Source organism: Kribbella soli, assembly GCF_004331345.1.
GTDB lineage: Bacteria > Actinomycetota > Actinomycetes > Propionibacteriales > Kribbellaceae > Kribbella > Kribbella soli.
Map to the genome: position 1 here is coordinate 391,415 of NZ_SJJZ01000001.1, position 24,346 is coordinate 415,760.

The window sequence follows — 24,346 nt, forward strand, 5'->3', positions numbered from 1 at the left end:
AGGAGGTGTGCGGCGTGGCGAGCTACTACTGGGCGGCGACGCTGGCCAGGCTTGCCGACGAGATGGTGGCGTTCACGCTGGTGCTGCTCGTGCTGGAGCGGACGGACAGTCCGGCGCTGGCAGGGATCACCGGGGCTGCCTACGCGCTCCCGGCGGTCGCAACCGGGCCTCTGCTCGGTGCATGGCTGGACAGGACGCCGTACCGGCGAAGTGCGCTGGCACTCAACCAGGCCGTGCTCGGCGTGGTCATGCTCAGCCTGCTGGCCGTAGTCGGCCACAGCGCGCACTGGATCACACCGGCGCTCGCAGCGGTCGCCGGCGCAACTCTGCCGATGGTGAGCGGCGGATTCACCAGCATGCTGCCGAGCCTGGTCCCACCGGACCGACTGGCCCGCGCCAACTCCTTCGAGGCCGCGAGCTTCGGTGCCGCAACCATCACTGGGCCCGCGACCGCTGCCACCATCGCAGCAACGCTGTCGGTGGAGGTCGCGGTCGTAGTCATCGCCGTGGCCGCAACCCTCAGCATCTGCGCCATCAGCCGTCTGCCTGCCCTGCCACCGTTGCAGACCGCAGGAGAACCCTTCCTGCCCGCCGTCCTGGCCGGTCTGACTCACCTGGTCCGCACACCACGGCTGCGTGCATCCACCGTGACCACAACCCTGTTGATGGGGTCCACCGGCATCCTGCTGATCGCCCTGCCGCTGCACATGGCTTCACTCGGCATGCCCAAGTCAGCGGCCGGCTACTTGTGGACGGCCATCGAACTCGGCAGCGTCACCACCGCACTCTTACTGACTCGCCTCCAAGCGCGCTGGCGCCCGGAGCAGGTCGTCATCGTGTCGGTCGCGGCCTACGGCCTCGCCCTGACCACCTGGCCCCTGGCGACCAGCTTCGCCGCCCTCCTGCTTGTGGCCTTTGTCAGCGGTCTCCTGGAAGGTCCGACCCTCCCTGCCATGTTCGCCGCCCGCCAGCAGTACAGCCCGGAGTCCCTGCAGGGCCGAGTCAGCACCACAGCCGCCAGCCTCCGAGTCGGCGCCGCGGCGATCGGCCAAGCCACCGGCGGCCTCCTGGTCCCGGCAATCGGCACCCACAAAGCCCTCCTGGTCGTCGCCATCGCCCTACTAGCGGCAGCCACCCTCGGCCGTGCCACGACCATCTCAAGAAAGGCCCCGCTACATGCCGCATGACGCCTGGGTCCACGGCTGCACTGTCCACCGCAGCGCAGTACGCCGGTGCGAGCACCGGCGTACTGGTTGCGACTGAGGACGGGCGGGCGCTCTACACCGCGCTGGGGTGGACCCTCGGGTCCCCGATGACTGCTGCGGTCAGCCGAGGATGACGGAGCGGGAGAGGCTGCGGGGCTGGTCGGGGTTGAGACCCAGAGCCAGGGACTTGGCGACCGCGACGCGCTGGGCGACGACGAGGGACGCCATCGGGTCCAGGTCGGCGTGGTGGACGATGGTCGCGCCTGTGGCCTTCACGTCGTCCAGCAGGCCTGCCGGCGGCTCGCCGAAGACCCAGACGCCGCGGCCGGGCTGGGCGATCGCGATCGGACCGTGCCGGTAGTCCATCGCCGGGTACGCCTCGGTCCACGCCGACGCCGCCTCACGCTGCTTGAGCGCGGCCTCGTGCGCCAGGCCGACCGTCCAGCGCGTACCGACGTACGTGACCTGCTCGAGCTTGGCCAGGTCGTCGACGTCGACGGTCAGTGCGGTCTGAGCGTCCGCAGCGGCCTTCGACAGGTCCTCACCGAGCGACGCGCGCAGCAGCGCCAGCGTGGTGGTCGCGAACCGGGTCTGCACCACGGACTGCTCGTCGGCGAAGTCGAGCATGATGGTCTGGTCGGCCAGCTCGACGATCGGCGAGTCCGGGGTCGCGGTGATCGCGACGGTCGGTACGTCGGTCGCGCGGATCAGGTCGAGCACCTCGGTCGTCGTACCGGAGCGGCTGATCACCACCACGACGTCGTACGAACGGCCCGCCGGGAACTCGGATCCGGCGAACGCGTCGGTCTCGCCCTGGCCGAGGTCCTCGCGCAGCGCGGCGTACGCCATCGCCATGAACCACGACGTGCCGCAGCCGACCGCGGCGACCCGCTGACCGGCCTGCGGAAGTGCACCGCCGTACTGCGCGAAACCGTCCGAGACCTGTCGCCAAAGGTCCGGCTGAGTGGCGATCTCAGTGCTCACAAATGGCTGCTGGGTCATGTCGTCTCCGCACTTGTCATGGTCGAAACTGCTCGAACGTGATCGAATGGTGCCAACCAGCCGCCACCGGGCTGACCGATTGTGTGAAGGAGGAGCCCCGGGTGAAGCGTTATGAACGCCTCAACACCTTGCTCGAGTCGCTCGCCGAGAAAGGCGCCATCGACGTCGACGAGCTCGCCGAGCAGTTGCATGTGTCCGCGGCCACGATCAGGCGTGACCTGGACCATCTCGGCAAGCAGCAGCTCCTCACCCGGACTCGCGGCGGCGCGGTCGCCAACGCGGTGTCGTACGACCTGCCGCTGCGCTACAAGACTGCGCGTTTCGCGTCCGAGAAGCAGCGAATCGCGCAAGCCGCGGCCACGCTGGTCCGTCGCGGCATGGTGATCGGGATGAACGGCGGGACCACGATCTCCGAGGTGGCGCGGACGCTGGCGACCCGGCCGGAGCTGTCCGCGGAGCACGGCGAGCCCGCGTTCACGCTCGTCACCAACGCGCTGAACATCGCCAACGAGCTGATCGTCCGGCCGCACGTGAAGATGGTGCTGACCGGCGGTGTGGCGCGGCCGCAGTCCTACGAGATGATCGGCCCGCTGTCGCACCGGATCCTGTCCGACCTGTCGCTGGACATCGCCTTCATCGGCGTCGACGGGATCGACGAGACCGGCGCCACCGCTCATCACGAGGGCGAGGCGAACATCAACCAGCTGATCGTCAGCCGGGCCGCGAAGGTGGTCGTGGTGGCCGACTCCTCCAAGCTCGGGCAGCGGGCCTTCGCCCGGATCTGCGAGCTGAGCGAGATCGACACGCTCGTCACCGACGCCCAGGCCGACGAGAGCCAGCTCGGCGTCTTCAAAGAAGCCGGCATCGACGTCATCCGCGCCTGACAGCACTCCACACACCTCCCTCAACAGGTGAGTCACGTCTCCAAGAGACGATCATATCTGATCAGGGCAAGGTTGTTATGAGCAAGAGTGCGCAACCTCCGCGCGTGCATCACGGAATGCGGACCTGCAGCCGCTAGGCTTCGGTTCAGCATGGGTACCGCAGCCGCACACCACTCCGCCGACCACTGGGAGGACGCCATCGCCACCGGCATCGACCCGACGTCCTGGGCGTACGCCGAGGACTACACCGGTGAGGACGAGGTCGTCACCGGTGCGCGGGCGAGCGCCGCGGACAGCGGTGTCGCCCCGATCGGCCCCGGCGCGGCCGCCGCGCTGAGCCTGCTCGCCGCCGGCGTGAGCGCGAAGGCGGTCGTCGAGATCGGCACCGGGACCGGCGTCTCCGGCCTCGCACTGCTCCGTGGCATGCGCGCCGACGGCACGCTCACCACGGTCGACATCGACGCGGAGAACCAGCGGCTCGCGCGCAAGACCTTCCTGGACGCGGGCGTCGCGTCGAACCGGTTCCGCCTGATCGCCGGCGCCGGGCTGGACGTGGTCACCCGGCTCACCGACGGTCACTACGACCTGGTCTTCTGCGACGCGGACCGCCGCGAGAACACGGCGTACCTGCACGAGGCACTGCGCCTGCTCCGCCCCGGCGGCATCGTCGCGTTCGCCGGCATCCTCACCGGCGGCCGAGTCGCCGACCCCGCCCGCCGTGACCCCGACACCATGGCCCTCCGAGACCTGATCCGCGCCGTCCGCGACGACGACAACCTGGTCTCCGCCCTCCTCCCCACCTCAGACGGCCTCCTAACCGCCGCAAAACGCCTGAAGTAGCGGCTTCAGACAGGAACTGGGGTCTGAGCACAGGTTATTTCCTGTCTCCACCCACCAGATCCCGGCAGTTAGCTCGTCAGGCGGGTCAGTTCGGCGGTTACGTCGTGCCACGGGTCGGATTGGGGGTCTATCAGTTCGTAGTGCCCGCAGTGGGGGACGCGGTGGAAGTGGGCAGTGGGGTGGGCGGCGAAGTAGGACTCGGTGATGGTGATGGGCACGACAGTGTCGCCGGTGCCGTGGATGAGGGTGACGGGGGCGATGGAGGCGGGCAGGTGGGCCGGGTCCAGGTCGTTGCGCACGCCGCCGCCTATGAAGTCCTGTACGGCGCCATCGCCGATGCGGTCGCGGTCTGCTTTGAGGAGGTCGGCTACGGGGGCCAGGGCGACCACACCGCGCAGCCGGACCGGGTTGAGCGTCGACGCTGCCCACAGGACGAGCTGGCCGCCCGCGGAGTGGCCCATGAGCACGTAGCCCGCGTGCACGTCCACCAGGTCCGGTAGCGCGTCCAGCGCCGTACGGATGTCGCCGGTCGTCGTATCAGGGTTGCCGGGCTCGCGGCGGTACTCCAGGGACAGCACTGGCCAGCCCATGTCGGACAGCGCTGCGCCGAGCGAGCGGGCGTGCACCCGGTCGTACTGCGGCCGCCAGAACCCGCCGTGCACGAACACCACCAGCGGGCGGTACTCCTTCGCGTGCCAGTAGTCGATCACCTGGTCCGCATGGTCGCCGTACCGCAACTCCTCGTCCGGCTCGGGCGCCTTACGCGACAGTACTGATCGGTCCTCACTCATCAGACCTCCCGAGATAGCGCAGGGCGTTCACGGTCAGCAGTTTGTGCTGCTGCTCCGCGGTCAGGAATCCGGCCTTTCGTACCACCTCCCCGACCGGCCGCTCGCCCAGTGGATAGGGATAGTCACTGCCGACCAGAACGCGGTCTTCCCCCAAGGTATCGACAAGTAGCCGTAAAGGCGCTGATTCGAACACCACCGTGTCGACCAGGATCCGGTCCAGGTACGTCGACGGTGGGTGCTCGGAGCAACCACGGACGACGTCCCCGCGCCGGTGCCACGCGTTCTCCAGCCGCCCGAGCCAGAACGCGAAACTCCCGCCTCCGTGGGCGAAACAGATCCTCAAGGCAGGCGGCAACCGGTCGAACGCCCCGCCCAGGATCATCGCCAGCAACGACAGATGGGTCTCGGCCGGCATCCCGGTCAGCCAGCGCGCCATCCAGCGATCCAGCCGCGGCCCGCCCGGCATGTCCCACGGATGCACCAGCACCGGCGTACCGGTCTCCGCGCAATGGTTGAGGAAGGCAACGATTCCGGCGTCGTCGAGGTCCTTGTCGCCGACGTGGTTGCCGATCTCGACGCCGACATGCCCAGCGGCCCGGCAACGGTCCAGCTCGGCGCAGGCCAGGTCCGGATCCTGCAGCGGCACCTGGCAGAACGGCACGAACCGCTCGTCACCGGCCAGCGTTTCCAGGGTGAGGTCGTTGAAGATCTCCGCCAGCTTGACGGCCTGCGCCGCCGGGCGTTCGTACCCGAAGAACACCGGGGTCGGCGACACCACCTGGAGATCGATGCCGTCGGCATCCATATCGGCACGACGTACGGCGGGATCCCAAGCCTGCGGTCCGACCGGGCGGAACTCGGTCTCGCCGATCATGATCATCGCGGCCCGTTCGGAGTCGATCCGCAACCACGGCCAGCCGTCTCCCCCACACGCCACCGAAAGATCCGGCCACCCGCGCGGGACCAGATGGGTGTGGACGTCTACGGTCATTTACCCGGGTGCAGCGTGCCGCACTCCGGGCAGGTGCGTGCGTCCTCGCTCTCGTAGAACGCCTTGAACACCGGCGGCAGGTCCGCGACGATGTCGGTCACCTGGAGCTCGACCTCGTGCACGATCGCGTTGCAGTTGCCGCAGTACCAGCGGAACTTCTCCAGCACACCTGGTTCCCGGACTCGCTCGATCACCAGGCCGATCGAGTTCGGGCCGCGCTGCGGGGAGTGCGGCATGTTCCGTGGCAGCACCCACATCTCACCGGCGTTCACCGCGACGGTCGCCGGGCCGTCGTCGGTCATGACGTTGACCTTGAGCTCGCCGGAGATCTGGTAGAAGAACTCCTCGTACGGGTCGACGTGGAAGTCGGTGCGCTGGTTCGGGCCGCCGACCACCATCGTGATGAAGTCGTCCCCGGTCGGGAACATCTGCTTGTTGCCGACCGGCGGCTTCAGCAGATGCTTGTTCTCCTCGATCCATTGCGGAAAGTTCGTCGACTCCAAGTTCGCCATCACTCGCTCCTCTGCGGGATCGCCGCTACGGCCTGGATCTCGATCAGCAGCTGGGGATGCGGCAGCTGATGTACTGCGACAGTCGTCCGGGAAGGACCGGACTCGTCGAAAAACTCACCATAGACCTCGTTGTACCCGCCGAAGTCGTTCATCGACACCAGGTACGTCGTCACGCTGACGAGATCCTCCAACCCCACCCCCACCGCCTCGAGAACGTCCCGGATGTTCTCCAGCACCGCCCGCGTCTGCACCCGGATGTCCAGCGCGACAGTACCCATCGAGTCCACCGAGGCGCCCGCGATCGAGTTGTCCGGCCGCCGGCTCGACGTCCCTGAAACAAACGCGAACCCACCAGAAACCTTCACATGCGGAAACCGCCCCCGCGGCGTCGCCTTCCCCGGCACGACGGTCATGTGAGCTCCACGCAGACGTTGGTGGTTTCGGTGTAGAAGTCCAGCGAGTGGCGGCCCCCTTCGCGACCGATGCCCGACAACTTCACACCGCCGAAGGGCGTCCTGAGATCTCTGAGGAACCAGGTGTTGATCCAGCAGAGGCCGACGTCCAGGGCGGCGCCGGCGCGGTGGGCGCGGCCGATGTCGCGGGTCCAGACAGTTGCCGCCAGCCCGTAGTCGGAGGAGTTGGCGAGGGCGTAGGCCTCTTCCTCGGTGTCGAAGGGGGCAATGTGGCAGATCGGTCCGAAGATCTCCTCGCGGTTGGTGCGGGCGTCGGCGGGCAGCCCGGTGACCACGGTTGGTTGTATGTAGCAACCTCCGTCGCGCGCGTCACCGAAGGTCGGTACACCGCCACCGGCCAGCACCTCGGCGCCTTCAGCCCGCGCGAGGTCGTAGTACGACAGGACCTTGTCGCGGTGCTGTTTGGAGATCAGCGGCATGTTCATCGTGGCCTCGTCGGCGGGCCAGCCGTAGGTCAGCTCGGACGCGCGCTGGGCGAGCCGTGAGCAGAACTCGTCGTACACGGATCGCTGCACATACAGGCGTTCCGTGCACAGACAGACCTGCCCGCCGTTCGTGAAGACCGACCGCACCGATCCCTCGACCGCCGCGTCCAGGTCGGAGTCCGCGAAGATCAGCCCAGCGTTCTTCCCACCGAGCTCGAAGGACACCGCCTTGACCCGGTCCGCGGCCACCTTCGCGATCGCCGTACCGGTCGCGGACTCGCCGGTGAACGTGATCGCATCCACCCCCGGATGCCGGGTCAGGTACTCCCCCGCCGACGACGGCCCGAACCCATGCACCAGGTTGAAGACACCATCAGGTACGCCGGCCTCGGCCATCACCTCGGCGAGGACGGTCGCCGACGCCGGCGTCTCCTCGGACGGTTTCACCACCACCGCGTTGCCGCAGGCAAGCGCCGGCGCGACCTTCCAGGTGAGCAGCAGCAACGGAAGATTCCACGGTACGACGATCGCAACCACCCCGACCGGCTTCCGTACGGCGTAGTTCAACGCCCGCCGCCCGTCCGGGAGGACCGTCGTGTACGACTCGGTCGGCACGGTTGTCGCGAAGTCCGCGAAGGCACGGAAGTTCGCCGCGCCGCGCGGGATGTCCAGCGTGCGCGCCTGGCTGATCGACTTCCCGGTGTCACCGACCTCCGCCGCCACCAGATCCGCGAACCGCCGCTCCAGCCCGTCCGCGACCCGCCGCAGTACAACGGCCCGCTCCTGCTCACTCATCCGTCCCCACGGCCCGCTCAACGCCTGCCGAGCAGCACCAACCGCGGCGTCCACGGTCGACTCGTCCGCCTCACAGACATCGAAGATCTGCTGCCCGGTCACCGGCGAGACCTTCGCGAATCGCGAAGCGCTCTCCACGAACGATCCCCCGACGAAGTGCCGCAACAACCCCACGGAACTGGGTTGTCCGGTCAACAGCTCAGGCGACCACAAGCTCACTCCGCCACCTCCCCTGACCTCAAGCACATTCGAGGGGATATCCACTGGTGTTGCGGCTTCTCTCCTGGTGTACCAGGGGAGAACCCACAACACGAGTGGATATCCCCTCGTGTGTAGACGGGCACGCCGACGTGGCACAGCGGCGGGGTGGGGGCGAGCGAGACGCCTGGCGTGCTCATCGGCGTTTCCTCGCGCGGACGAGGCTCAACAGCGCGCCGGCGACGGCGAGCGCCCCTGCCCCCAGCAGTTGGTGCTGGCGTTGGACTCGGCGTTGGACTTCGGCGTACGGCGTGGTCGAGAACGACACGAGCTCGTAGCGGGAGACGTACGTGCCGGGGAGCAGCCGTTCCAGCAGATGCTCGACACGTTTCTGCAGGCGGAAGACAGGTGAGGCGACCTTGTCACGCATCTCGACGAAGTTCGCCAGGGCCATCTCCGCGATCGCCTCGGTGTTCTCGCGCCGTCGGGCCTCGAACAACGGCAGTGCCCGCGCCCACGAGCCGCCCGTGTCGTCCAGGCAGCGGTCCAGTTCGACCACGTCCTCGAAGGCACAGTTCGCGCCCTGCCCGTAGAACGGCACGATCGCGTGCGCCGCGTCGCCGAGCAACGCCGTACGTCCATGGGCCTGCCACGGCAGCGTGTGCACGGTCCCGAGGACACCGACCGGGTTGTTCAGGTAGTCGTCGACCAGATCCGGTGCCAATGGCAACAGGTCGGGGTAGTTCACCCGGAAGTGCTCTTCGATGGCGGTCGTCGACGTGAGCGCGTCGAACGACCCGGCCGGCCAGAACAGTGTGCAGGTGAACGAGCGGTCCGGGTTCGGCAGCGCGATCATCATCGACGTACCGCGCGGCCAGATGTGCAGCGCGCCGGGATCCAGCGCGAACTCACCTGAAGCCGCGGGGATCCACAACTCCTTGTACCCGTAGTCGAGGAAGTCGACGTTCTCCGCGACGATGCCCTCGGCAAGCAACTGCTCCCGCACCGCGGATCCGGCGCCGTCGGCCCCCAGTACCACGTCCGCCGCGACCGACACCTTCCCGGACGGCGTCGCGAACACCATCTGCCCGGCGGCCGAATCCAGCTCCACCAACCGGTGCTCGAACTCCACCGATACGCCCGGAGCCGCCGACGCCGCGGACAGCAACGCGTTGTTCAGCACACCCCGGCTGATCGAGTTGATCGCCCGGTCGCCGGACGCCGAATATGCCTGGAAGTCCAGCGGCCCCGCCACGGGATGGATCATCCGGCCTTTCATCGGCAACGCGTCCGCCATCACCTCGTCGACCAGGTCGATCCGCCGCAACGCGTCCAACCCGCGTTCGGAGATGGCCAGGTTGATCGACCGGCCGCGTTCCACCTGTGCGACCCGAGGATCCGGACGCCGCTCGTACAGCGTCACGGTCAGGCCGCGGCGTGCGAGGAAGCACGCGAGCAGCGAACCGGTCAGTCCGGCGCCGACGATCGCGACCTTCATGCCAACACCTCGGCCAACGCCGCCCCGGCCCGCCAGCAGTCGTGGTACGTCGAGTACAACGGCACCGGCGCAAGCCGCAGTATGTCGGGCTCCCGCGAGTCCGCGATCACGCCGTACTCGAACCGCAACCGCCGCGACAGCGCGCCGGCGCCGCCGCGGACCCGCAGCGACAGCTGCGCACCACGTCGCGCCGGATCGGCCGGGGTGATGACCTCAAACCCCGCCAGAAGCTCCGAAAGGTACGCCGTCAACCGCACACTCCGCTCCCGTAGTACCTCGATGCCGATCTTGTCGAAGATCTCCAGCGATGTCCGCACCGGGCTCATCGAGAAGATCGGCGGGTTCGACACCTGCCACGCCTCCGCGGTCGCCGGCGGCCGGGACTCGGGCGTCATCTCGAACCGCGTCTTCGCGTCGGTGCTCCACCAGCCCTCGAACCGTGGCAGATCCGCGCCGAGATGCCGTTCGTGCACGAACGCACCGGCGATCGCGCCCGGGCCGGAGTTCAGGTACTTGTACGAGCACCACGCGGCGAAGTCCACGTCCCAGTCGTGCAACGCGAGCGGCACGTTCCCGGCCGCGTGCGCGAGGTCCCACCCGACGACCGCCCCGGCCGCATGACCGGCCTTCGTGATCGTGGGGATGTCCATCAGCTCACCGGTCAGGTAGTTCACGCCACCCAGCAGCACGAGCGCCACGTCGTTACCGAGCTGCTCGACGACATCCGCCGTACGCAGACTGTTCTCCCCCGGTCGCGGACGCAACCGGATCACCGCGTCCTCCGCGTCGTACCCGTGGAACTCGACCTGCGACCGTACGGCGTAACTGTCCGAGGGGAACGCCGCATCCTCGATGACGATCCGGTGCCGGGACCCCGTCGGCCGGTAGAACGACACCATCAACAGATGCAGGTTGACGGTGAGCGTGTTCATCACGACCGTCTCGCTCGGCAACGCGCCGACGAGCCGTGCCGCGGGACCGGTCAACAGCTCGTGGTACGGCAACCAGGGCCTGGCCGCGTCCAGATGCCCTTCGACCCCGAGCGCCGCCCACGAATCCAGGTCCTCGAGCAGCTCGGTGCGGGTCGCCTTCGGGCGCAGGCCGAGCGAGTTGCCGGCGAAGTACGCCACCTCGGGGTAGTCGCCACCCTGCGCGGGCGGTACGTCGAACAGCCCCCGGTGCCCCGGGTCCGCGGCATCGAGTCCCAGTGCCTCCGTCTCGGAAGGGGTCACGCCTCGGCGACCTCGTCGGCGGCGGCCTTGGGCGCCTCGATCACCTGCCCCTTGCCGAGCACCGTCACGCCGCCCTTGGACACCGTGAACCCGCGCTCCCGGTCGTAGTCCTGGTCGACGCCGATCTCGGTGCCGTCCGGGATCACGATGTTCTTGTCCAGGATCACGTTCTTCAGCACGACGTCCTTGCCGATCTTGCAGTTGTCCATGATCACCGAGTACTGGATGTCGGCGCCGGCGCTGACGATCACGTTCGACCCGAGCACCGAGTGGTCCACGTGCGCGCCGGACACGATCGAGCCCTGGCAGACGATCGACTCGCCGACCGTCGCGTCGTCGGTGAACTTCGCACCGGGCAGCTGCGGGTGCGAGGTGAAGATCGGCCAGTCGTTGTTGTAGAGGTTGAACACCGGCTGGATCGACACCAGGTCCATGTGCGCCTCGTGGTACGAGTCCAGCGAGCCGACGTCCCGCCAGTACGAGTGGTCCCGGTCGAGCGCACCCGGTACGTCGTTGTCCTTGAAGTCGTAGACGCCCGCCTTGCCCTCGGCAACGAGCATCGGGACGATGTCGCCGCCCATGTCGTGCCGCGACGCCGGGTTGGCGGCGTCCTTGCGCAGCGCCTCGACCAGCACGTCCCGGCTGAACACGTAGTTGCCCATCGACGCGAACGTCTCGTCCGGCGAGTCCGGCAGGCCCGGCGGGTCGGCCGGCTTCTCCAGGAACTCGTCGATCGCGTGCCCGTCCGCGGCAGTCTTGATCACGCCGAACTCGGTCGCCTCGGCCCGCGGCACCCGGATACCGGCCACGGTCACGCCGTTCCCGCGCTCGATGTGCGCGGCGACCATCTGCGACGCGTCCATCCGGTACACGTGGTCGGCGCCGAAGACCACGATGTACTCCGGGTCGGCGTCCTTGATCAGGTTCATCGACTGGTAGATCGCGTCCGCGCTGCCCTGGTACCACTGCGGTCCGAGCCGCTGCTGGGCCGGGACGCAGGTCACGTAGTTGCCGAGCAGGGTGGACATCCGCCAGGTCAGCGTGACGTGCCGGTCCAGCGAATGCGATTTGTACTGCGTCAGCACACAGAGATTTCGATAACCCGCATTGACCAAATTCGACAGCACGAAATCGATGAGGCGGTAACTGCCGCCGAACGGCACGGCCGGTTTGGCCCGGTCCGCCGTCAGCGGCATCAACCGCTTCCCCTCACCACCGGCCAGCACGATTCCGAGAACTCTGGGCGCCTTTGCCATGTCCGCACCTTAGCTCCGACGACCCGCGGACATAAGCGTTTGCGCGCGTCGCAACACTGGAGGGATGCCGATCCTCGTCGTACCGACCACTGCCGTTCACCGATCGTTTCTCGCGGCCTGGGACGAGCTCGGTCCGGATCATGAGCGGTGGATGGGTGCGCGGTCGATCGCCGGCGCCGAGGAGGAGTGGACCCGCGGGCAGGCGGCGGATCCCGCCGAGTTCGCCCGCCTGGTCGACGCGATCAGGACGGAGGCCGAGCCGGAGACCGAGCTGGCGGCCGGCCTCGTGCACCAGACCGTGCTGTGGTTCGTGGACGGCGTCGAGTTCCTCGGCCGGCTCTCGATCCGCCACGACCTGACACCGGCGCTCACCGAGGTCGGCGGGCACATCGGGTACTGCGTCCGCCCGTCGGCCCGGCGGCACGGGTACGCGACCCAGATGCTCACCCAGTCGCTCCCGATCGCCGGCGCGCTCGGCATCGAGCCGGCCCTGGTCACCTGCGACCTGGACAACGCCGGATCGCGCAAGGTGATCGAGGCAGCTGGTGGCGAACTGGAAGACGAACGACACGGAAAGCTGCGCTTCTGGGTGCCGACACACGTCAGTTGATGACCTATCGTCGGGCGGTATGAAGGTCGCCATCCTGACGCGTGAGTTTCCTCCGGACGTGTACGGCGGGGCTGGGGTGCACGTGGACTTCCTGGTCCGCGAACTGCGCCGGCTGATCGACGTCGACGTCCAGTGCATGGGCGAGCCCCGGAAGGGCGCGACCGCGCATTCCGAGGACGACCCGCGGATCCCGACCGCGAACGCGGCGCTGCGCATCCTCTCCACCGACCTGACCATGACTGCGGCGGTCGGCGGGGCGGACCTGGTGCACTCGCACACCTGGTACGCGAACATGGCGGGGCACTGGGCCAAGCTGCTGTACGACGTACCGCACGTGGTGACCGCGCACTCGCTGGAACCGCGCCGCCCGTGGAAGGCCGAGCAACTGGGCGGTGGGTACCGGCTGTCGAGCTGGGCCGAGCGGACCTCGTACGAGGCAGCCGACGCGGTCGTCGCGGTCAGCCGCGGGATGCGGACCGACGTACTCGACTGCTATCCGTCGATCGACCCGGCCAAGGTGCACGTGATCTCGAACGGGATCGACGCGGACTTCTACCGGCCGGATCCGTCGACGCACGTGCTCGAGCGGCTCGGGGTCGACCTCAACCGTCCGTACGTGACGTTCGTCGGCCGGATCACCCGGCAGAAGGGCGTGCCGCACCTGCTCCGAGCGGGGCTGCGTCTGGACCCGTCCGTGCAGCTCGTGCTGCTGGCCGGCGCGGCCGACACGGTCGAGCTGAAGGCCGAGACCGACGCGCTGATCGACGACCTGAAGCTGGCCCGCGACGGCGTGTTCGTGGTCTCCGAGATGCTGCCGCGTGAAGAGGTCCGGCAGGTGCTGACGCACGCGCTGGCGTTCTGCTGCCCGTCGATCTACGAGCCGCTCGGCATCGTCAACCTGGAGGCGATGGCGTGTGAGACCGCGGTCGTTGCGAGCGCGGTCGGCGGCATCCCCGAGGTCGTCGACGACGGCGTGACCGGCACTCTGGTCCCGTACGACGAGAACGACCCGGACGCCTTCGAGCGCGGTCTGGCGGACGGGATCAACGCACTGGTCGACGATCCTTCTCGAGCTGACGCGATGGGTAAGGCCGGGCGGGAACGCGCGGTCTCCGAGTTCGGCTGGGACGCCGTCGCGCAACGCACCGTCGAGCTGTACAACAGCCTGCTCGGGTAGGGGAAACACCACCCTGGTTCGGGGGATCCGCACCATTCTGTGAGCGCGTCGGCGGCGGTTGGGTTGAGGTATGACTTCTCGCCTGATCAAGACCGTCGCCGCCACGCTCGCGACCGCTGCCCTGCTCACGTTCCCGTTGTCCGCCTTCGGCGCGGTCCACCAGCCGACACTCTCCGAGGCTGCGGTCTCCAGCGTGCATGCGCCGCGTGGCGCGCTGGTCTCGGCCGTCCCGATCGCGCAGCTGACCGCAGCTCAGCTCGACGCAGCAGCCGCTGACTTCCCCGGCACGCCACGGGCGTCGTACGGCGTCACGGCGTACCGCTTGATCTATCGGACGGTCGACACCCTCGGGCGGCCGACGACGGCAAGCGGGATCGTCGTACTGCCGGACGGGCGCCGGGGTGCGCTGACCGTCGCGGAGTACCTCCACGGGACGAACGCGACCAAGGCGTACGCGGCATCAGTCGACGACACGTCGACGGATCGGCTGGTCACGGCGCTGTTCGCGGGTCAGGGACTGGTCGGCGTGGCGCCGGACTACGTCGGTCTGGGGCTGGGACCCGGCCGGCATCCGTACATCGACACGAAGACCGAGACCTCGGCGTCGGCCGACCTGCTGCTCGCGACGCGGACGTTCGCGGCCAGGCACGGAGTCGCGCTGAAACGGGACGTGCTGGTGACCGGGTTCTCGCAGGGTGGGCGAGCATCGCTGGCGTTCGGGCGCGCGCTCAGCCGCGGCGAGGTCGGGCCGTTCCGGCTCGGCGAGATCCGGGCCGTCGCGGGACCGTACGACCTGCTCGGCGAGGAGCTCCCGGCGGCCTTCGACGGGCGCGTGCTCCCGCCGACCGCGACCTTCTACCTCGGGTACTTCGTGACCGCGTGGAACCGGACCGTCGGGCTGTACGACGACCCGCGCGAGGCGTTCCAGGCGCCGTACGCGTCGACCGTCGACGGGCTGTTCGACGGGTCGCACACCGACGAGGAGGTCGTGGCCAGCCTGCCGGACTCGCCGGAGAAACTGTTCACGCCGGAGTTCGCCGCGAAGCTCCAGCATCCGAGCGGTCGGTTCCTGCGGGCCCTCCGGGCGGCGGATCAGGTCTGCCGAGACTGGACGCCGCGGGTGCCGGTGCACCTGTACAGCGGGACGAAGGACACCGACGTGGTCGCGTCCAACACCGACTCGTGCGCGGAGTCACTGCACCAGCGCGGTGCGGACGTGACGGTGCATTCGATGGGCGCCGTCGACCATTTCGGTACGGCGTTCACGGCGTACCCGGAAATCATTCGGGCCTACGCTCGCCGGGCCTGACGCTCCGATCGAGCGGCACCGCAGATACCGTCCCAGCCTGTGCCCTGTCACTCCCAGGAACAGCGAGGTACTCCCTGTTCCGCGCGCGCCGGCGAACAGTGGAGACATGACGAACTCAACCATCACCCTCGCCGAGGACCTGACCATCACCCGGATGGGGTACGGCGCGATGCAACTCGCCGGACCAGGCGTCTTCGGACCCCCCAAGGACCGCGATCAGGCGATCGCCGTACTGCGGGAGGCCGTCGCACTCGGCGTCACCCACATCGACACCAGCGACTTCTACGGGCCGACCGTGGTCAACGAAATCATCAAGGAGGCGCTGCACCCGTACCCGGCGGACCTGGTCCTGGTCACCAAGGTCGGCGCCCGGCGCGGCGACGACGCCAGCTGGATCCCGGACCTCGCACCGGACGCGCTGCGCGCCCAGGTCCACGACAACCTCGAGCACCTCGGCCTCGACGTCCTCGACGTGGTCAACCTCCGGACGGAGTTCCACGACGGTCCCGGCGAGGGTTCGATCGCCGAGCAGTTCACCGTGCTCGCCGAACTGCAGCAGGAGGGTCTGATCCGGCACCTCGGCGTCAGCGGTGTCACGATCGCGCAGATCCGCGAGGCGCAGGCGATCGCTCCGGTCCGGACCGTTCAGAACCTCTACAACCTCGTGAACCGGCAGGACGACGACGTGGTCGACTACTGCGCCGACAACGGCATCGCGTACGCCTCGTTCTTCCCGCTGGGTGGATTCACCCCGCTGCAGTCCGAGACGCTGGCGAAGGTCGCGGCCCGTCTGGACGCCACCCCGCAGCAGGTCGCCCTCGCCTGGCTCCTCCAGCGCTCCACCACCAGCGTCGTCATCCCCGGTACGTCGTCACGGGCCCATCTGCGCGAGAACGTCGCCGCGCGGGACCTCGTACTACCCGCCGACGCCATCACCGAACTTGATGCGATCGGCGCCTGACCTCCCCGGCACCGCTTTCCGGAACTTTTCTGCCGCCTGGCGCAACAAAAGTTCCGGAAATCTAGTGCCATGCGCCGCAAGTCCGCGTCGTAAGTCCGGCCCGGTGCGATCACGGCTCCCGCGCTCAGCCCGTTCAGACCCGGACCCCGCGCCCCGCGCCCCGCGCCCCGACCAGCCTCCCCAAACCGGTTCAGGGAGGCTCTTGTCTCCGACCGGGGAGCAATACTGCCCGATTCGGGCAGTATTGCTCCCCAAACCGGTTTGGGGCCGGGGAAGAGGCGGGCACCCAGTCGACTCCGGACTTATCGCACGAATTTCCGGCGCGGAAAGCTAGCGGAGTTCGCGCTGGAGCATCTGGATGAGGGCGTCGACGTCGGACTCCACCATGGGTTCGCCGGTCATGCCCATCCGGTGCAGCAGCGTGCCGATGACGATGTCGATGAAGAACAGGACGCGCTGCTCGGACAGACCGAGCGACTCGGTGAGCACCTGGCGGTACGGGTCCTGGAGCTGCGTGGAAAGGATCTCGCGCAGCCCCGGATCACCGATCGCGTCGGTGAACACCCCGGCGAACGCGGCGGCGACCCCAGGCTCCGCGATCCGCCGCGCGCCGAACCGGACCGCGGCGGCCACATCCTCCTCGCGAGTGTGCCCGACCAGTGGCAGCGGGCCGAAAGTGTCCACGAGGCACGCGGTGACGAGTGCACCCTTGGACGGCCAGCGCCGGTAGATCGTGGTCTTCGCGATCCCGGCCGCGGCGGCGATCCGATCGACCGTGGCCCGGGTGTACCCGAGCTGGTGAACCGTCCGCAGTGTCGCCGCGAACACCTCCGCGTCGACGCTGGAACGGGGCCGGCCGGGCGGCCGGGTGGTGGGAGCCATGGGCCCATCCTACTAGTTATGCTACCGTCGGTATCGATACTAATCGTAGCGAAACCGCAGGGACGGTGCCCGATGCACAGATCCGCCACCATGGCCCCACCCACGCAGCGGCCACCTCTGGGCGTCCGCCTCGTGTACTCCGTACGCAAGGAGCCCGACTACCGCTCGATGTCGCCCGCGGACCTGGCCGCGTTCGGCGAAGTAGCGAACCGGATCGTCAACTCGCGCCTCGCCCGGCTGCTCACCGGCATCCCGCACAGCGGCGTGACGATCACCTGGCAGCAGGTCCAGCTCGCCGACCGCACGATCCGCGTGCGCGTCCACCGCCCGAAGAACCCGACCGCGCGCAAGCTCCCGCTGGTGCTTCACGTGCACGGCGGCGGGTACGTCGGAACCGCGGTGCAGTGCGACTGGATCAACAGCCACGTCGCCGCCCGGGCGTCCGCGGTGGTCGTGTCCGTAGAGCACCGGCTGATGGACCACGACACCCCACTCGCCGCGATCGTCGACGACGGCTGGGACGTACTGCGGCACGTGTTCCAGCACGCCGCCGACTGGGGTGTCGACCCGACCCGGGTAGCGGTCGCCGGGGAGAGCGCCGGGTCGATGGTCGCGGCTCTGTCCGCACTGCGGGCCCGGGACGCGGGCCTGTCGCTGCGGGCCCAGGTGCTGGTCAATCCGTGCGTCGACGTGACCTCGACCGCGCTCGACTACGAGTCGGTGACGCAGTACGCCGATACTCCGACGCTCACCCGCGAAGGACTCGAGTTCTTCCGGCGTCTCGCCGTACCGGGAGAAACCGATCCGCGTCCGCTGTCGCCGCTGTACGCCGACCGCCTGGACGGGCTGCCGCCGACGCTGATGGTGATCCCGGTGCTCGATCCGGTGGCGGACCACGGCCGGGTGTACGCCGAACGCCTCCGGGAGGCGGGCACCACGGTCGAGGTCCGCGAGTACTCCAAGGCCGGGCACGCGTTCATCAGCATGCCCGGTCTCGTACCGCAGGCACGGCCGGCCCGCGACCGGCTCGTCGAGTTCCTCTGCGAGCGGTTCAGATAGTTGCCGACAGCACCCGTCAGCCGATTCCGGACGTCGGCGTGCCGGACGCCAGCCAGGTGCTGAGCAGCCGGGCGCCGGCGCCGGTCGCGCCGACGGAGTACTCGAACCGGTCGGCCGGGGACTCCGCGATCGACGACAGATCGAGGTGCACCCACGGAAGATCGCCGGCGAACGCCTTCAGGAACAGCGCCGCCGTGATCGAGCCCGGGCCCTTCGAACTGTTCACCGAGTCGGCGATCGGCGTCGAGATCAGGTCCTCGTACTCGGCCGGCAGCGGCATCCGCCACAGTTCCTCGCCGGACACCCGGCCGGCGTCCGCGAGGTTGTCCGCCAGCGCGTCGTCGGTCGCGAACATCCCGCCGTACAGCATCGCGCCGAGCGACACCTTGATCGCGCCGGTCAGCGTGGCGATGTCGACGAGTACGTCGGGCTTCAGCTCCTGCACGGCGTACGCGAGCCCGTCGGCGAGCACCAGACGGCCCTCGGCGTCGGTGTTCTTCACCTCGGTGGTGCGGCCGCCGAAGTGCCGGATCACGTCGTCCGGGCGGTACGCCGTACCGGACGGCATGTTCTCCGCGGCGCAGACCAGGCCGGTGACCCGGACGTTCGCTCCGAGGTCACGCAGCGCCGACAGCGTGGCGATCACCGAGCCGCCGCCGGTCATGTCGCGCTTCATCGACACCATGCCCTCGCGCGGCTTCAGCGACAGGCCGCCGGTGTCGTAGGTGATGCCCTTGCCGACGAGCACGACGTACGGCGTCTTCTTGTTCGCACCCTCGGGCACGTAGTCGAGCCGGATGAGCCGCGGCGGCCGGGTCGAGCCCTGGCCGACCGCGAGGATGCCGCCGAACCCGTCGGCGGCGAGCTTCTTCTCGTCCCAGACCGTCACCTCGAGCCCGGTCGCGGCGGCGACCTCGGTCGCGCGCGCGGCCAGCCAGGCCGGGTCCTTCTCGTTCGACGGGGTGATCGCGAGCTGCCGGGCCAGCCAGCCGGTGCGCCCGATCACGACACCCCGGTCGATCACCGCCTGCCGGACCGCGGCCGATCCGTCGGTCAGCGTGACAGTGCCGACGGCAGGCTTGCCCGCGTCGACCGTCTTCTGCGTGTACGAGAACGAGCCGAGCACGACGCCCTCGGCGAGCGCCTGCAGCGCCGCGTCGTCGATGCCCTCGGCAACGACAGTGGTGAGCTCGTCCTTGCCGCGGCCGAACCGCGCGATCGCCGCACCGGCGTGTCGCAGGTCCTTGGCGCTCCCGCCGCCGGCCCCGACCAGCAGGATCTCGGTCACCTCACCGGTCAGCAGCGGGTACGCCGCGGCCGCACCGGCGGACGGGGTGAACCCGGTCGCCCGCTGCACCTCGAGCAGCCGGTCGAGGTCGACGCCGAGCCGCCCCCCGGCCTCCTTCGCGGCGGCCGGCAGACCGTCCTCGTCACCGACGACAACAACCCAGGTCGACGACCCGTGCACCGGCAGACCGGGCTGCCAGGCAACGACCGGAAGACTGGGAAAAGGAGACGAACTACTGCGGCGAGCCACTGGGTCGAACCTCACTGTTTGATCAGATAGAAGCTGCATAACCGTAACGACCCCGGCCGGTGCCGCAAAGAGGGTGTCTCGGGACTCTGCGCCGTAGCGAGCAGGTGCTCGGCGGAGTGCCTCGGTGCGCTGGAGCGGAGGGGTCGATGTGGTTTCATCGTGCCCTTCGCTCCAGTGCAGCGAGGTGCCCGCCGAGTGCCGCGCAGTAGGCGCAGAGTCCCGAGACGCCCTCTCGGGCACCCACCGGGGTCGGGGTGATAGGCAGGGGGCGACCAGACCCCCTGGAGGATGTGATCAGCCGACGACGGCCTTCAGTGCGTTGCCGAGCTCGGTCGCTTCGTCGGCGTTGAGCTCGACGACGAGCCGACCGCCGCCCTCGAGCGGAACCCGCATCACGATCCCGCGGCCCTCCTTGGTGACCTCGAGCGGACCATCGCCCGTCCGCGGCTTCATCGCCGCCATGCGCGCACCCCTTCCCAGTGTCGGTGTTGAGCGACGACACCGCGCGGCAGACCGTCGCCGGCGCCGTTGCGGTGATGCGCCGTCGGCGCGTATCGCAGTGTGTATCGGACCCCATTATTCCCGATCCCAGGCCAGAGCCGTGCACCATACGGCAGACTCGAGTCTTGTGCACGCCCGTTCAGCCCTCTTCGACCTGTACGGCGACCACCTGCGCGCGCGAGGTGCGCAGGCTCCGGTCGCGGCTCTCGTCCGGCTGCTCGCGCCGCTCGGGGTCCACCCGCCCGCGGTCCGGACCGCCGTCTCCCGGATGGTCCGGCAGGGCTGGCTGGAGCCGGCCCGGATCGACGGCCAGCCCGGGTACGCGCTGACGTCCCGGGCGCGTCGCCGCCTCGACGACGCCGCCGCGCGCATCTACCGGACCGCGCCGGACGGCACGCCGGTTGTCACCGGTTCCGAGGGCCCGGGCGACTGGGACCGGCACTGGCACCTGGGCATTCTCCGCGAGGTCCCGAACGCCCGGCGCCGCGACCACCTGGCGAGCCAACTCTCCTTTCTGGGTTGGGCTCCGCTGTCCGACGGCGCCTGGGTCGGGTTGCGCAACGACGCCGAGGTGGACCAGATCCTCGGGGTGGAGGGGATCGCCGCGGATCGGTTCCGCGCCCCGGTCGACGCGGGCGCGGTCGAGTTCGCCCGGCGGGTCTGGAAACTCGACGAGCTCGGCGCGTCGTACGACGCCTGGCTGATCGAGGCGAAGGCACTCGTGGACGCCGCCGGCACGGACACAGGCGACGAGCACGCGTTCGCCGTACGGTCGGAACTGGTGCACGAGTGGCGCAAGTTCCTGTTCCTGGATCCGGGGCTTCCGGACGAGCTGCTGCCGGCCGACTGGGCGGGGACGAAGGCGGCCGAATTCTTCGATTTCCATGCAGAACGATTGGGCCCCGCGGCCGGGCGTTTCGTCGACGACTGCCTGACACAGCACTGAAAATTTCACTGACAGTCAAGGAGCTGACCACGATGAGTGATTCCGTCACGTACGCCGTATCGGAGGGTGTCGCGACTATCACGCTGAACCGGCCGGATGCGATGAACGCGCTCGACACGCCGACCAAGGTCCTGCTCCGCGACACGGTCCTGGCCGCCGCCGACGATCCGGCGGTTCGCGTCGTCGTACTGACCGGGACCGGGCGGGCGTTCTGCGTCGGGCAGGACCTGAAGGAGCACATCGGGCTGCTCCAGGCCAACGACCAGGCCGCGCTGTGGAGCACCGTGCCGGACCACTTCGCGCCGATCGCGCTCGCGCTCGCCGAGATGCCGAAGCCGGTGATCGCGGCGATCAACGGTGTGGCGGCCGGGGCCGGCGCGTCGATGGCGTTCGCGTGCGACTTCCGGGTCGTCGCCGACACCGCGGGCTTCAACCTCGCCTTCACCGGCATCGCGCTGTCCTGCGACACCGGGATCTCCTGGACGCTCCCCCGCCTGATCGGCCAGGCGAAGGCGCTCGAACTGCTCTACTTCCCCCGCACCGTCCCCGCCGCCGAAGCCCTCGACCTCGGACTGGCCACCTCGGTCGTCCCCGCCGCCGACCTGGAAACCGCGGTCGCCGACCTGGCAACCAAACTCGCAGCCGGCCCCACAGTCGCCTACGGCTCCGTCCGCCGATCCCTCAGCTACTCAGCCAGCCACACCCTCGCCGAGGCCCTCGTCTTCGAAGCCACCAAAATGCAACTAACCGGCTCCACAGAAGACCACCACAACGCCGTGTCCGCCTTCGTAGCCAAACAAAAACCCACCTTCACCGGCCGCTAAACCTCTCCCACCGCCCAGCCCGCCCCCCTCCGCCCCGCCACCCCGCGCCACCCACCGGGGGTGTGAACAGGGAGTGGGGGCGATGCACAGGGAATAACCTGTTCACCGCCCCCGGCGCGCGGGGGCAGCCCCGACAACCTGCCCGGATGCGCGGTGTCGCCAGGTCTTGTAATCGTTTACGTAAGCGATTACAACCTGACGTGTGAGGAAACTGCTGCTGCCTGTCCTGACTGTTGCCACGCTGGTCGGGAGTCTCGTCGTACCCGGATCCACCGCCGCGCCCACCGCCGAGCCGGGTGTCATCAAGCCGGCCGCCGTGCGGTCAGCGACGCTCGGTGAGGACATCAAGTACAACGTCTACCTGCCGGCTGGGTACGACGCGTCGGACCGGCGCTACCCGGTCGTCTACCTGCTGCACGGGCGCGGCGACTCGATGAGTGCCTGGACGCAGGTCAAGAGCCGGCTGGACGAACTGATCGGGAGCGGCGAGATCCCACCGACGATCGCGATCATGCCGGACGCGCCGTGGAGCAGCCGGGCGAGCTGGTACGTCGACTCGGCGTACCGAGGAACCGATCCGGGACGACCCGTCGAGACCGCGTTCTTCAAGGATCTCGTGCCGCAGATCGACGCGACGTACCGCACCATCGCGGACCGCACCGGCCGGGCCATCGCCGGCTATTCGATGGGCGGGGCCGGCGCGCTCCGCTACTCGCTGGCACATCCGGACGTGTTCGGCGCAGCGATCGCCCTCAGTCCGGCCGTGTATTTCCCGTTGCCGCCGAGCGATTCGAGCACCCGCGATTTCGGTGCCTTCGGCAAGGGTAAGGACCCGTTCGTCGAGTCGACGTACCTGAAGCTGAACTGGCCCGCCGCGCTGAAGTCGTTCGCGGCGACCGGGCTGCAGTCGCATCTGTTCCTCGCGGTCGGCGACGACGAGTACAAGAACCCGAAGCCGATCGACGCCACCCACGACCTCGACTTCGAGACGCATGTGGTGTTCAACCAGGCGGCGCGGGTGCCGACCCTCACCTCGGAGTTCCGGGTCGTCGACGGCGGGCACGACTGGGACGTCTGGGGACCGACGTTCGCCGAAGGCGCGAAGTACATCTTCCAGTACCTCGGGAAGCCGCCGGCCACGCCGATGCAGGCCGCGATCACCGGTACGCCGGGCGAGGACCGCGCCGGCGGAATCGCAACAGATGCCTCAGGCAACATTTACCAGGCGGTCGCGGCAGCGGGCGCGCTGGACGGCCAGCCGTACGCCGGCGGCACGGATGTCGCGCTGACCAAGTATCGCGCCGACGGGTCGCGCGAGTGGACGCGATCGCTGGGAACCGCTGGGACGGAACGCGCGTACGGCGTTGCTGTGGACGCGGACGGGCGGGTCGTGGTGACCGGCTACACGAACGGCGATCTGGACGGCGCACATGCGGGGAACGCCACGGACGATGCGTTCGCAGCGCAGTACGACGCTGACGGGAATCGCCGGTGGCTGACGCAGTTCGGCGTACCGGGCGTGGCGGATCGGAGCTACTCGGTGGCGATCGACGGAACCGCGGTGTACGTCGGCGGCTACACGAAGGGCGCTCTGGGCGGAGCGAACCAGGGCGACAAGGACGTGTTCGTTGCGCGGCTCGATGCGGATGGGAAGCAGGTGTGGTTGCGGCAGACCGGCAGCGCAGGCGAGGACAAGGGGATGTCGGTCGCGGTCTCGGGTGGCGCGGTTTACCTGGCCGGGATGACGGCCGGCGAACTCGGTACGTCGGCCGGCGGCATCGACGGATTCCTCGCGCGCTACTCGCCCAACGGCGATCCGGTGTGGACGAAGCAGGTCGGCACCGCTGCGTCCGACGAGGTGTGGGGCGTCGCGCCGGATCCGGCGGGCGGCGTCTATCTGACCGGCTACACAGCAGGCGATTTCGCGGGAACGTTGAGCGGAGACAAGGACATCCTGGTCGCTCGTGCCGACGCAGACGGCGTACTGACGTGGCGGGACCAGTTCGGAACGACCGGCAACGACAAGGCCGCCGCGGTGGCGGTAGATGCGAGCGGTGCGGTGTATGTCGGCGGCTTCACGGACGGATCGTTGGAGACCCCACTGGGCAAGTTCGACGGCGTACTGACGAAGTACTCACCCGACCATGCACGCAGCTGGACGCGACAGTTCGGTACGGCGGACGATGACGCGGCAGATGCTTACGCCGAAGCGAATCTGTACCTCACCACGACGTCGGTCGGGACCCAACTGTCCGGTCTGACCGCAACCGATGTGTTCCGGACGACCTTCACCACAGACGGCGCGAACAAGCTGCCGTAGAACGTTTGGTGGGCTCCACGACCGCGTTCCGGCCGGGCGAGTCACGGCCGGACAACCACCTGACAGTCGGGGAGCCCGCTGAACACCACATCACGTTCAGTGTCCGAAGCACAACTCG

At 68.8% G+C, this 24,346-nt stretch carries 24 protein-coding genes; 12 read left to right on the top strand and 12 right to left on the bottom strand.

Annotation, left to right across the window (positions count from 1 at the left end; genetic code table 11):
- Positions 1-14 precede the first annotated feature (14 nt).
- Both E0H45_RS01935 and E0H45_RS42775 read left to right on the top strand, forming a co-directional pair.
- Positions 15-1,187: an MFS transporter gene (locus E0H45_RS01935; RefSeq protein ID WP_238154751.1), complete on the top strand. Its 1,173-nt coding sequence runs from the start codon at positions 15-17 to the stop codon at positions 1,185-1,187.
- Positions 1,184-1,339, top strand: coding sequence for a hypothetical protein (locus E0H45_RS42775; protein WP_202872169.1), 156 nt, complete (start codon positions 1,184-1,186; stop codon positions 1,337-1,339). The genes E0H45_RS01935 and E0H45_RS42775 overlap by 4 nt, the downstream gene beginning before the upstream one ends.
- Here the strand turns inward: E0H45_RS42775 and E0H45_RS01945 are convergent.
- The gene (locus tag E0H45_RS01945; RefSeq protein ID WP_238154752.1) at positions 1,326-2,189 is read right to left on the bottom strand and encodes an SIS domain-containing protein; all 864 of its coding nucleotides are present in this window, start codon (positions 2,187-2,189) and stop codon (positions 1,326-1,328) included. The genes E0H45_RS42775 and E0H45_RS01945 overlap by 14 nt on opposite strands.
- 119 nt (positions 2,190-2,308) lie before the next feature.
- Here E0H45_RS01945 and E0H45_RS01950 point away from each other — a divergent pair, with 119 nt between their 5' ends.
- On the top strand, positions 2,309-3,091 hold the full coding sequence (locus E0H45_RS01950) for a DeoR/GlpR family DNA-binding transcription regulator (protein ID WP_131334540.1): 783 nt from the start codon (positions 2,309-2,311) through the stop codon (positions 3,089-3,091).
- Between the two features lie 150 nt (positions 3,092-3,241).
- Positions 3,242-3,931 (top strand): O-methyltransferase, encoded by a 690-nt coding sequence (locus E0H45_RS01955; protein ID WP_131334541.1) that lies wholly within the window; start codon positions 3,242-3,244, stop codon positions 3,929-3,931.
- Between the two features lie 68 nt (positions 3,932-3,999).
- Here the strand turns inward: E0H45_RS01955 and E0H45_RS01960 are convergent, their stop codons facing one another.
- The 8 genes from E0H45_RS01960 to glgC form a co-directional block, all read right to left on the bottom strand.
- A complete protein-coding gene (locus tag E0H45_RS01960) occupies positions 4,000-4,722 on the bottom strand; it encodes an alpha/beta hydrolase family protein (protein WP_131334542.1) in 723 nt (240 codons plus the stop codon).
- Complete coding sequence (locus E0H45_RS01965; protein ID WP_131334543.1) at positions 4,715-5,713, bottom strand: amidohydrolase family protein; 999 nt, start codon at positions 5,711-5,713, stop codon at positions 4,715-4,717. Before E0H45_RS01965 ends, E0H45_RS01960 begins: the two co-directional genes overlap by 8 nt.
- A complete protein-coding gene (locus E0H45_RS01970; RefSeq protein WP_131334544.1) occupies positions 5,710-6,225 on the bottom strand; it encodes a 3-hydroxyanthranilate 3,4-dioxygenase in 516 nt (171 codons plus the stop codon). Before E0H45_RS01970 ends, E0H45_RS01965 begins: the two co-directional genes overlap by 4 nt.
- Entirely contained in the window at positions 6,225-6,638 is a 414-nt protein-coding gene (locus tag E0H45_RS01975; RefSeq protein WP_131334545.1) for a RidA family protein, read from the bottom strand. The genes E0H45_RS01970 and E0H45_RS01975 overlap by 1 nt, the downstream gene beginning before the upstream one ends.
- Positions 6,635-8,137 carry a 2-hydroxymuconic semialdehyde dehydrogenase gene (locus E0H45_RS01980; RefSeq protein WP_131334546.1) on the bottom strand — a complete coding sequence of 501 codons (1,503 nt, stop codon included), beginning with the start codon at positions 8,135-8,137 and terminating at the stop codon, positions 6,635-6,637. The genes E0H45_RS01975 and E0H45_RS01980 overlap by 4 nt, the downstream gene beginning before the upstream one ends.
- 175 nt (positions 8,138-8,312) lie before the next feature.
- Positions 8,313-9,614 (bottom strand): FAD-dependent oxidoreductase, encoded by a 1,302-nt coding sequence (locus E0H45_RS01985; protein ID WP_131334547.1) that lies wholly within the window; start codon positions 9,612-9,614, stop codon positions 8,313-8,315.
- Positions 9,611-10,846 carry a kynureninase gene (kynU, locus tag E0H45_RS01990; RefSeq protein ID WP_131334548.1) on the bottom strand — a complete coding sequence of 412 codons (1,236 nt, stop codon included), beginning with the start codon at positions 10,844-10,846 and terminating at the stop codon, positions 9,611-9,613. The genes E0H45_RS01985 and kynU overlap by 4 nt, the downstream gene beginning before the upstream one ends.
- Positions 10,843-12,102, bottom strand: a complete 1,260-nt coding sequence (glgC, locus tag E0H45_RS01995) for a glucose-1-phosphate adenylyltransferase (protein ID WP_131334549.1) — start codon at positions 12,100-12,102, stop codon at positions 10,843-10,845. The genes kynU and glgC overlap by 4 nt, the downstream gene beginning before the upstream one ends.
- Before the next feature lie 64 nt (positions 12,103-12,166).
- Between glgC and E0H45_RS02000 the strand changes: the two genes are divergently transcribed.
- The 4 genes from E0H45_RS02000 (at position 12,167) to E0H45_RS02015 (ending at position 16,159) form a co-directional block, all read left to right on the top strand.
- A complete protein-coding gene (locus tag E0H45_RS02000; RefSeq protein WP_131334550.1) occupies positions 12,167-12,712 on the top strand; it encodes a GNAT family N-acetyltransferase in 546 nt (181 codons plus the stop codon).
- A gap of 19 nt (positions 12,713-12,731) precedes the next feature.
- Positions 12,732-13,889, top strand: coding sequence for a glycogen synthase (gene glgA / locus E0H45_RS02005; protein ID WP_131334551.1), 1,158 nt, complete (start codon positions 12,732-12,734; stop codon positions 13,887-13,889).
- A 70-nt stretch (positions 13,890-13,959) separates the two neighbouring features.
- Complete coding sequence (locus tag E0H45_RS02010; RefSeq protein ID WP_131334552.1) at positions 13,960-15,198, top strand: alpha/beta hydrolase; 1,239 nt, start codon at positions 13,960-13,962, stop codon at positions 15,196-15,198.
- Between the two features lie 106 nt (positions 15,199-15,304).
- Positions 15,305-16,159 carry an oxidoreductase gene (locus tag E0H45_RS02015; protein WP_131334553.1) on the top strand — a complete coding sequence of 285 codons (855 nt, stop codon included), beginning with the start codon at positions 15,305-15,307 and terminating at the stop codon, positions 16,157-16,159.
- Between the two features lie 330 nt (positions 16,160-16,489).
- Here E0H45_RS02015 and E0H45_RS02020 read toward each other — a convergent pair whose 3' ends face one another.
- Positions 16,490-17,041, bottom strand: a complete 552-nt coding sequence (locus tag E0H45_RS02020) for a TetR/AcrR family transcriptional regulator (RefSeq protein ID WP_131334554.1) — start codon at positions 17,039-17,041, stop codon at positions 16,490-16,492.
- Between the two features lie 72 nt (positions 17,042-17,113).
- Here E0H45_RS02020 and E0H45_RS02025 point away from each other — a divergent pair, with 72 nt between their 5' ends.
- A complete protein-coding gene (locus E0H45_RS02025; RefSeq protein WP_202872170.1) occupies positions 17,114-18,100 on the top strand; it encodes an alpha/beta hydrolase in 987 nt (328 codons plus the stop codon).
- Positions 18,101-18,116: 16 nt separating this feature from the next.
- Here the strand turns inward: E0H45_RS02025 and E0H45_RS02030 are convergent, their stop codons facing one another.
- A complete protein-coding gene (locus E0H45_RS02030) occupies positions 18,117-19,637 on the bottom strand; it encodes a leucyl aminopeptidase family protein (RefSeq protein ID WP_131337599.1) in 1,521 nt (506 codons plus the stop codon).
- Between the two features lie 294 nt (positions 19,638-19,931).
- Entirely contained in the window at positions 19,932-20,099 is a 168-nt protein-coding gene (locus E0H45_RS02035) for a DUF3117 domain-containing protein (RefSeq protein WP_012923066.1), read from the bottom strand.
- Positions 20,100-20,265: 166 nt separating this feature from the next.
- Here E0H45_RS02035 and E0H45_RS02040 point away from each other — a divergent pair, with 166 nt between their 5' ends.
- From E0H45_RS02040 to E0H45_RS02050, 3 genes are all read left to right on the top strand, one after another.
- On the top strand, positions 20,266-21,084 hold the full coding sequence (locus E0H45_RS02040; RefSeq protein WP_131334555.1) for a PaaX family transcriptional regulator: 819 nt from the start codon (positions 20,266-20,268) through the stop codon (positions 21,082-21,084).
- Positions 21,085-21,116: 32 nt separating this feature from the next.
- Entirely contained in the window at positions 21,117-21,908 is a 792-nt protein-coding gene (locus tag E0H45_RS02045; RefSeq protein ID WP_131334556.1) for an enoyl-CoA hydratase/isomerase family protein, read from the top strand.
- A 202-nt stretch (positions 21,909-22,110) separates the two neighbouring features.
- Positions 22,111-24,228 carry an alpha/beta hydrolase-fold protein gene (locus E0H45_RS02050; RefSeq protein ID WP_131334557.1) on the top strand — a complete coding sequence of 706 codons (2,118 nt, stop codon included), beginning with the start codon at positions 22,111-22,113 and terminating at the stop codon, positions 24,226-24,228.
- Positions 24,229-24,346 lie beyond the last annotated feature (118 nt).

Bases quoted from the DNA above. Each gene is read 5' to 3' on its own strand.
- E0H45_RS01955 (WP_131334541.1), top strand. From the start codon at position 3,242: ATGGGTACCGCAGCCGCACACCACTCCGCCGACCACTGGGAGGACGCC.
- glgC (WP_131334549.1), bottom strand. From the start codon at position 12,102: ATGGCAAAGGCGCCCAGAGTTCTCGGAATCGTGCTGGCCGGTGGTGAG.
- E0H45_RS01960 (WP_131334542.1), bottom strand. From the start codon at position 4,722: ATGAGTGAGGACCGATCAGTACTGTCGCGTAAGGCGCCCGAGCCGGAC.
- E0H45_RS02015 (WP_131334553.1), top strand. From the start codon at position 15,305: ATGACGAACTCAACCATCACCCTCGCCGAGGACCTGACCATCACCCGG.
- E0H45_RS02020 (WP_131334554.1), bottom strand. From the start codon at position 17,041: ATGGCTCCCACCACCCGGCCGCCCGGCCGGCCCCGTTCCAGCGTCGAC.
- E0H45_RS01975 (WP_131334545.1), bottom strand. From the start codon at position 6,638: ATGACCGTCGTGCCGGGGAAGGCGACGCCGCGGGGGCGGTTTCCGCAT.
- E0H45_RS02035 (WP_012923066.1), bottom strand. From the start codon at position 20,099: ATGGCGGCGATGAAGCCGCGGACGGGCGATGGTCCGCTCGAGGTCACC.
- E0H45_RS01965 (WP_131334543.1), bottom strand. From the start codon at position 5,713: ATGACCGTAGACGTCCACACCCATCTGGTCCCGCGCGGGTGGCCGGAT.
- E0H45_RS01985 (WP_131334547.1), bottom strand. From the start codon at position 9,614: ATGAAGGTCGCGATCGTCGGCGCCGGACTGACCGGTTCGCTGCTCGCG.
- E0H45_RS02000 (WP_131334550.1), top strand. From the start codon at position 12,167: ATGCCGATCCTCGTCGTACCGACCACTGCCGTTCACCGATCGTTTCTC.
- glgA (WP_131334551.1), top strand. From the start codon at position 12,732: ATGAAGGTCGCCATCCTGACGCGTGAGTTTCCTCCGGACGTGTACGGC.
- E0H45_RS42775 (WP_202872169.1), top strand. From the start codon at position 1,184: ATGACGCCTGGGTCCACGGCTGCACTGTCCACCGCAGCGCAGTACGCC.
- E0H45_RS02010 (WP_131334552.1), top strand. From the start codon at position 13,960: ATGACTTCTCGCCTGATCAAGACCGTCGCCGCCACGCTCGCGACCGCT.
- E0H45_RS02045 (WP_131334556.1), top strand. From the start codon at position 21,117: ATGAGTGATTCCGTCACGTACGCCGTATCGGAGGGTGTCGCGACTATC.
- E0H45_RS02025 (WP_202872170.1), top strand. From the start codon at position 17,114: ATGCACAGATCCGCCACCATGGCCCCACCCACGCAGCGGCCACCTCTG.
- E0H45_RS01970 (WP_131334544.1), bottom strand. From the start codon at position 6,225: ATGGCGAACTTGGAGTCGACGAACTTTCCGCAATGGATCGAGGAGAAC.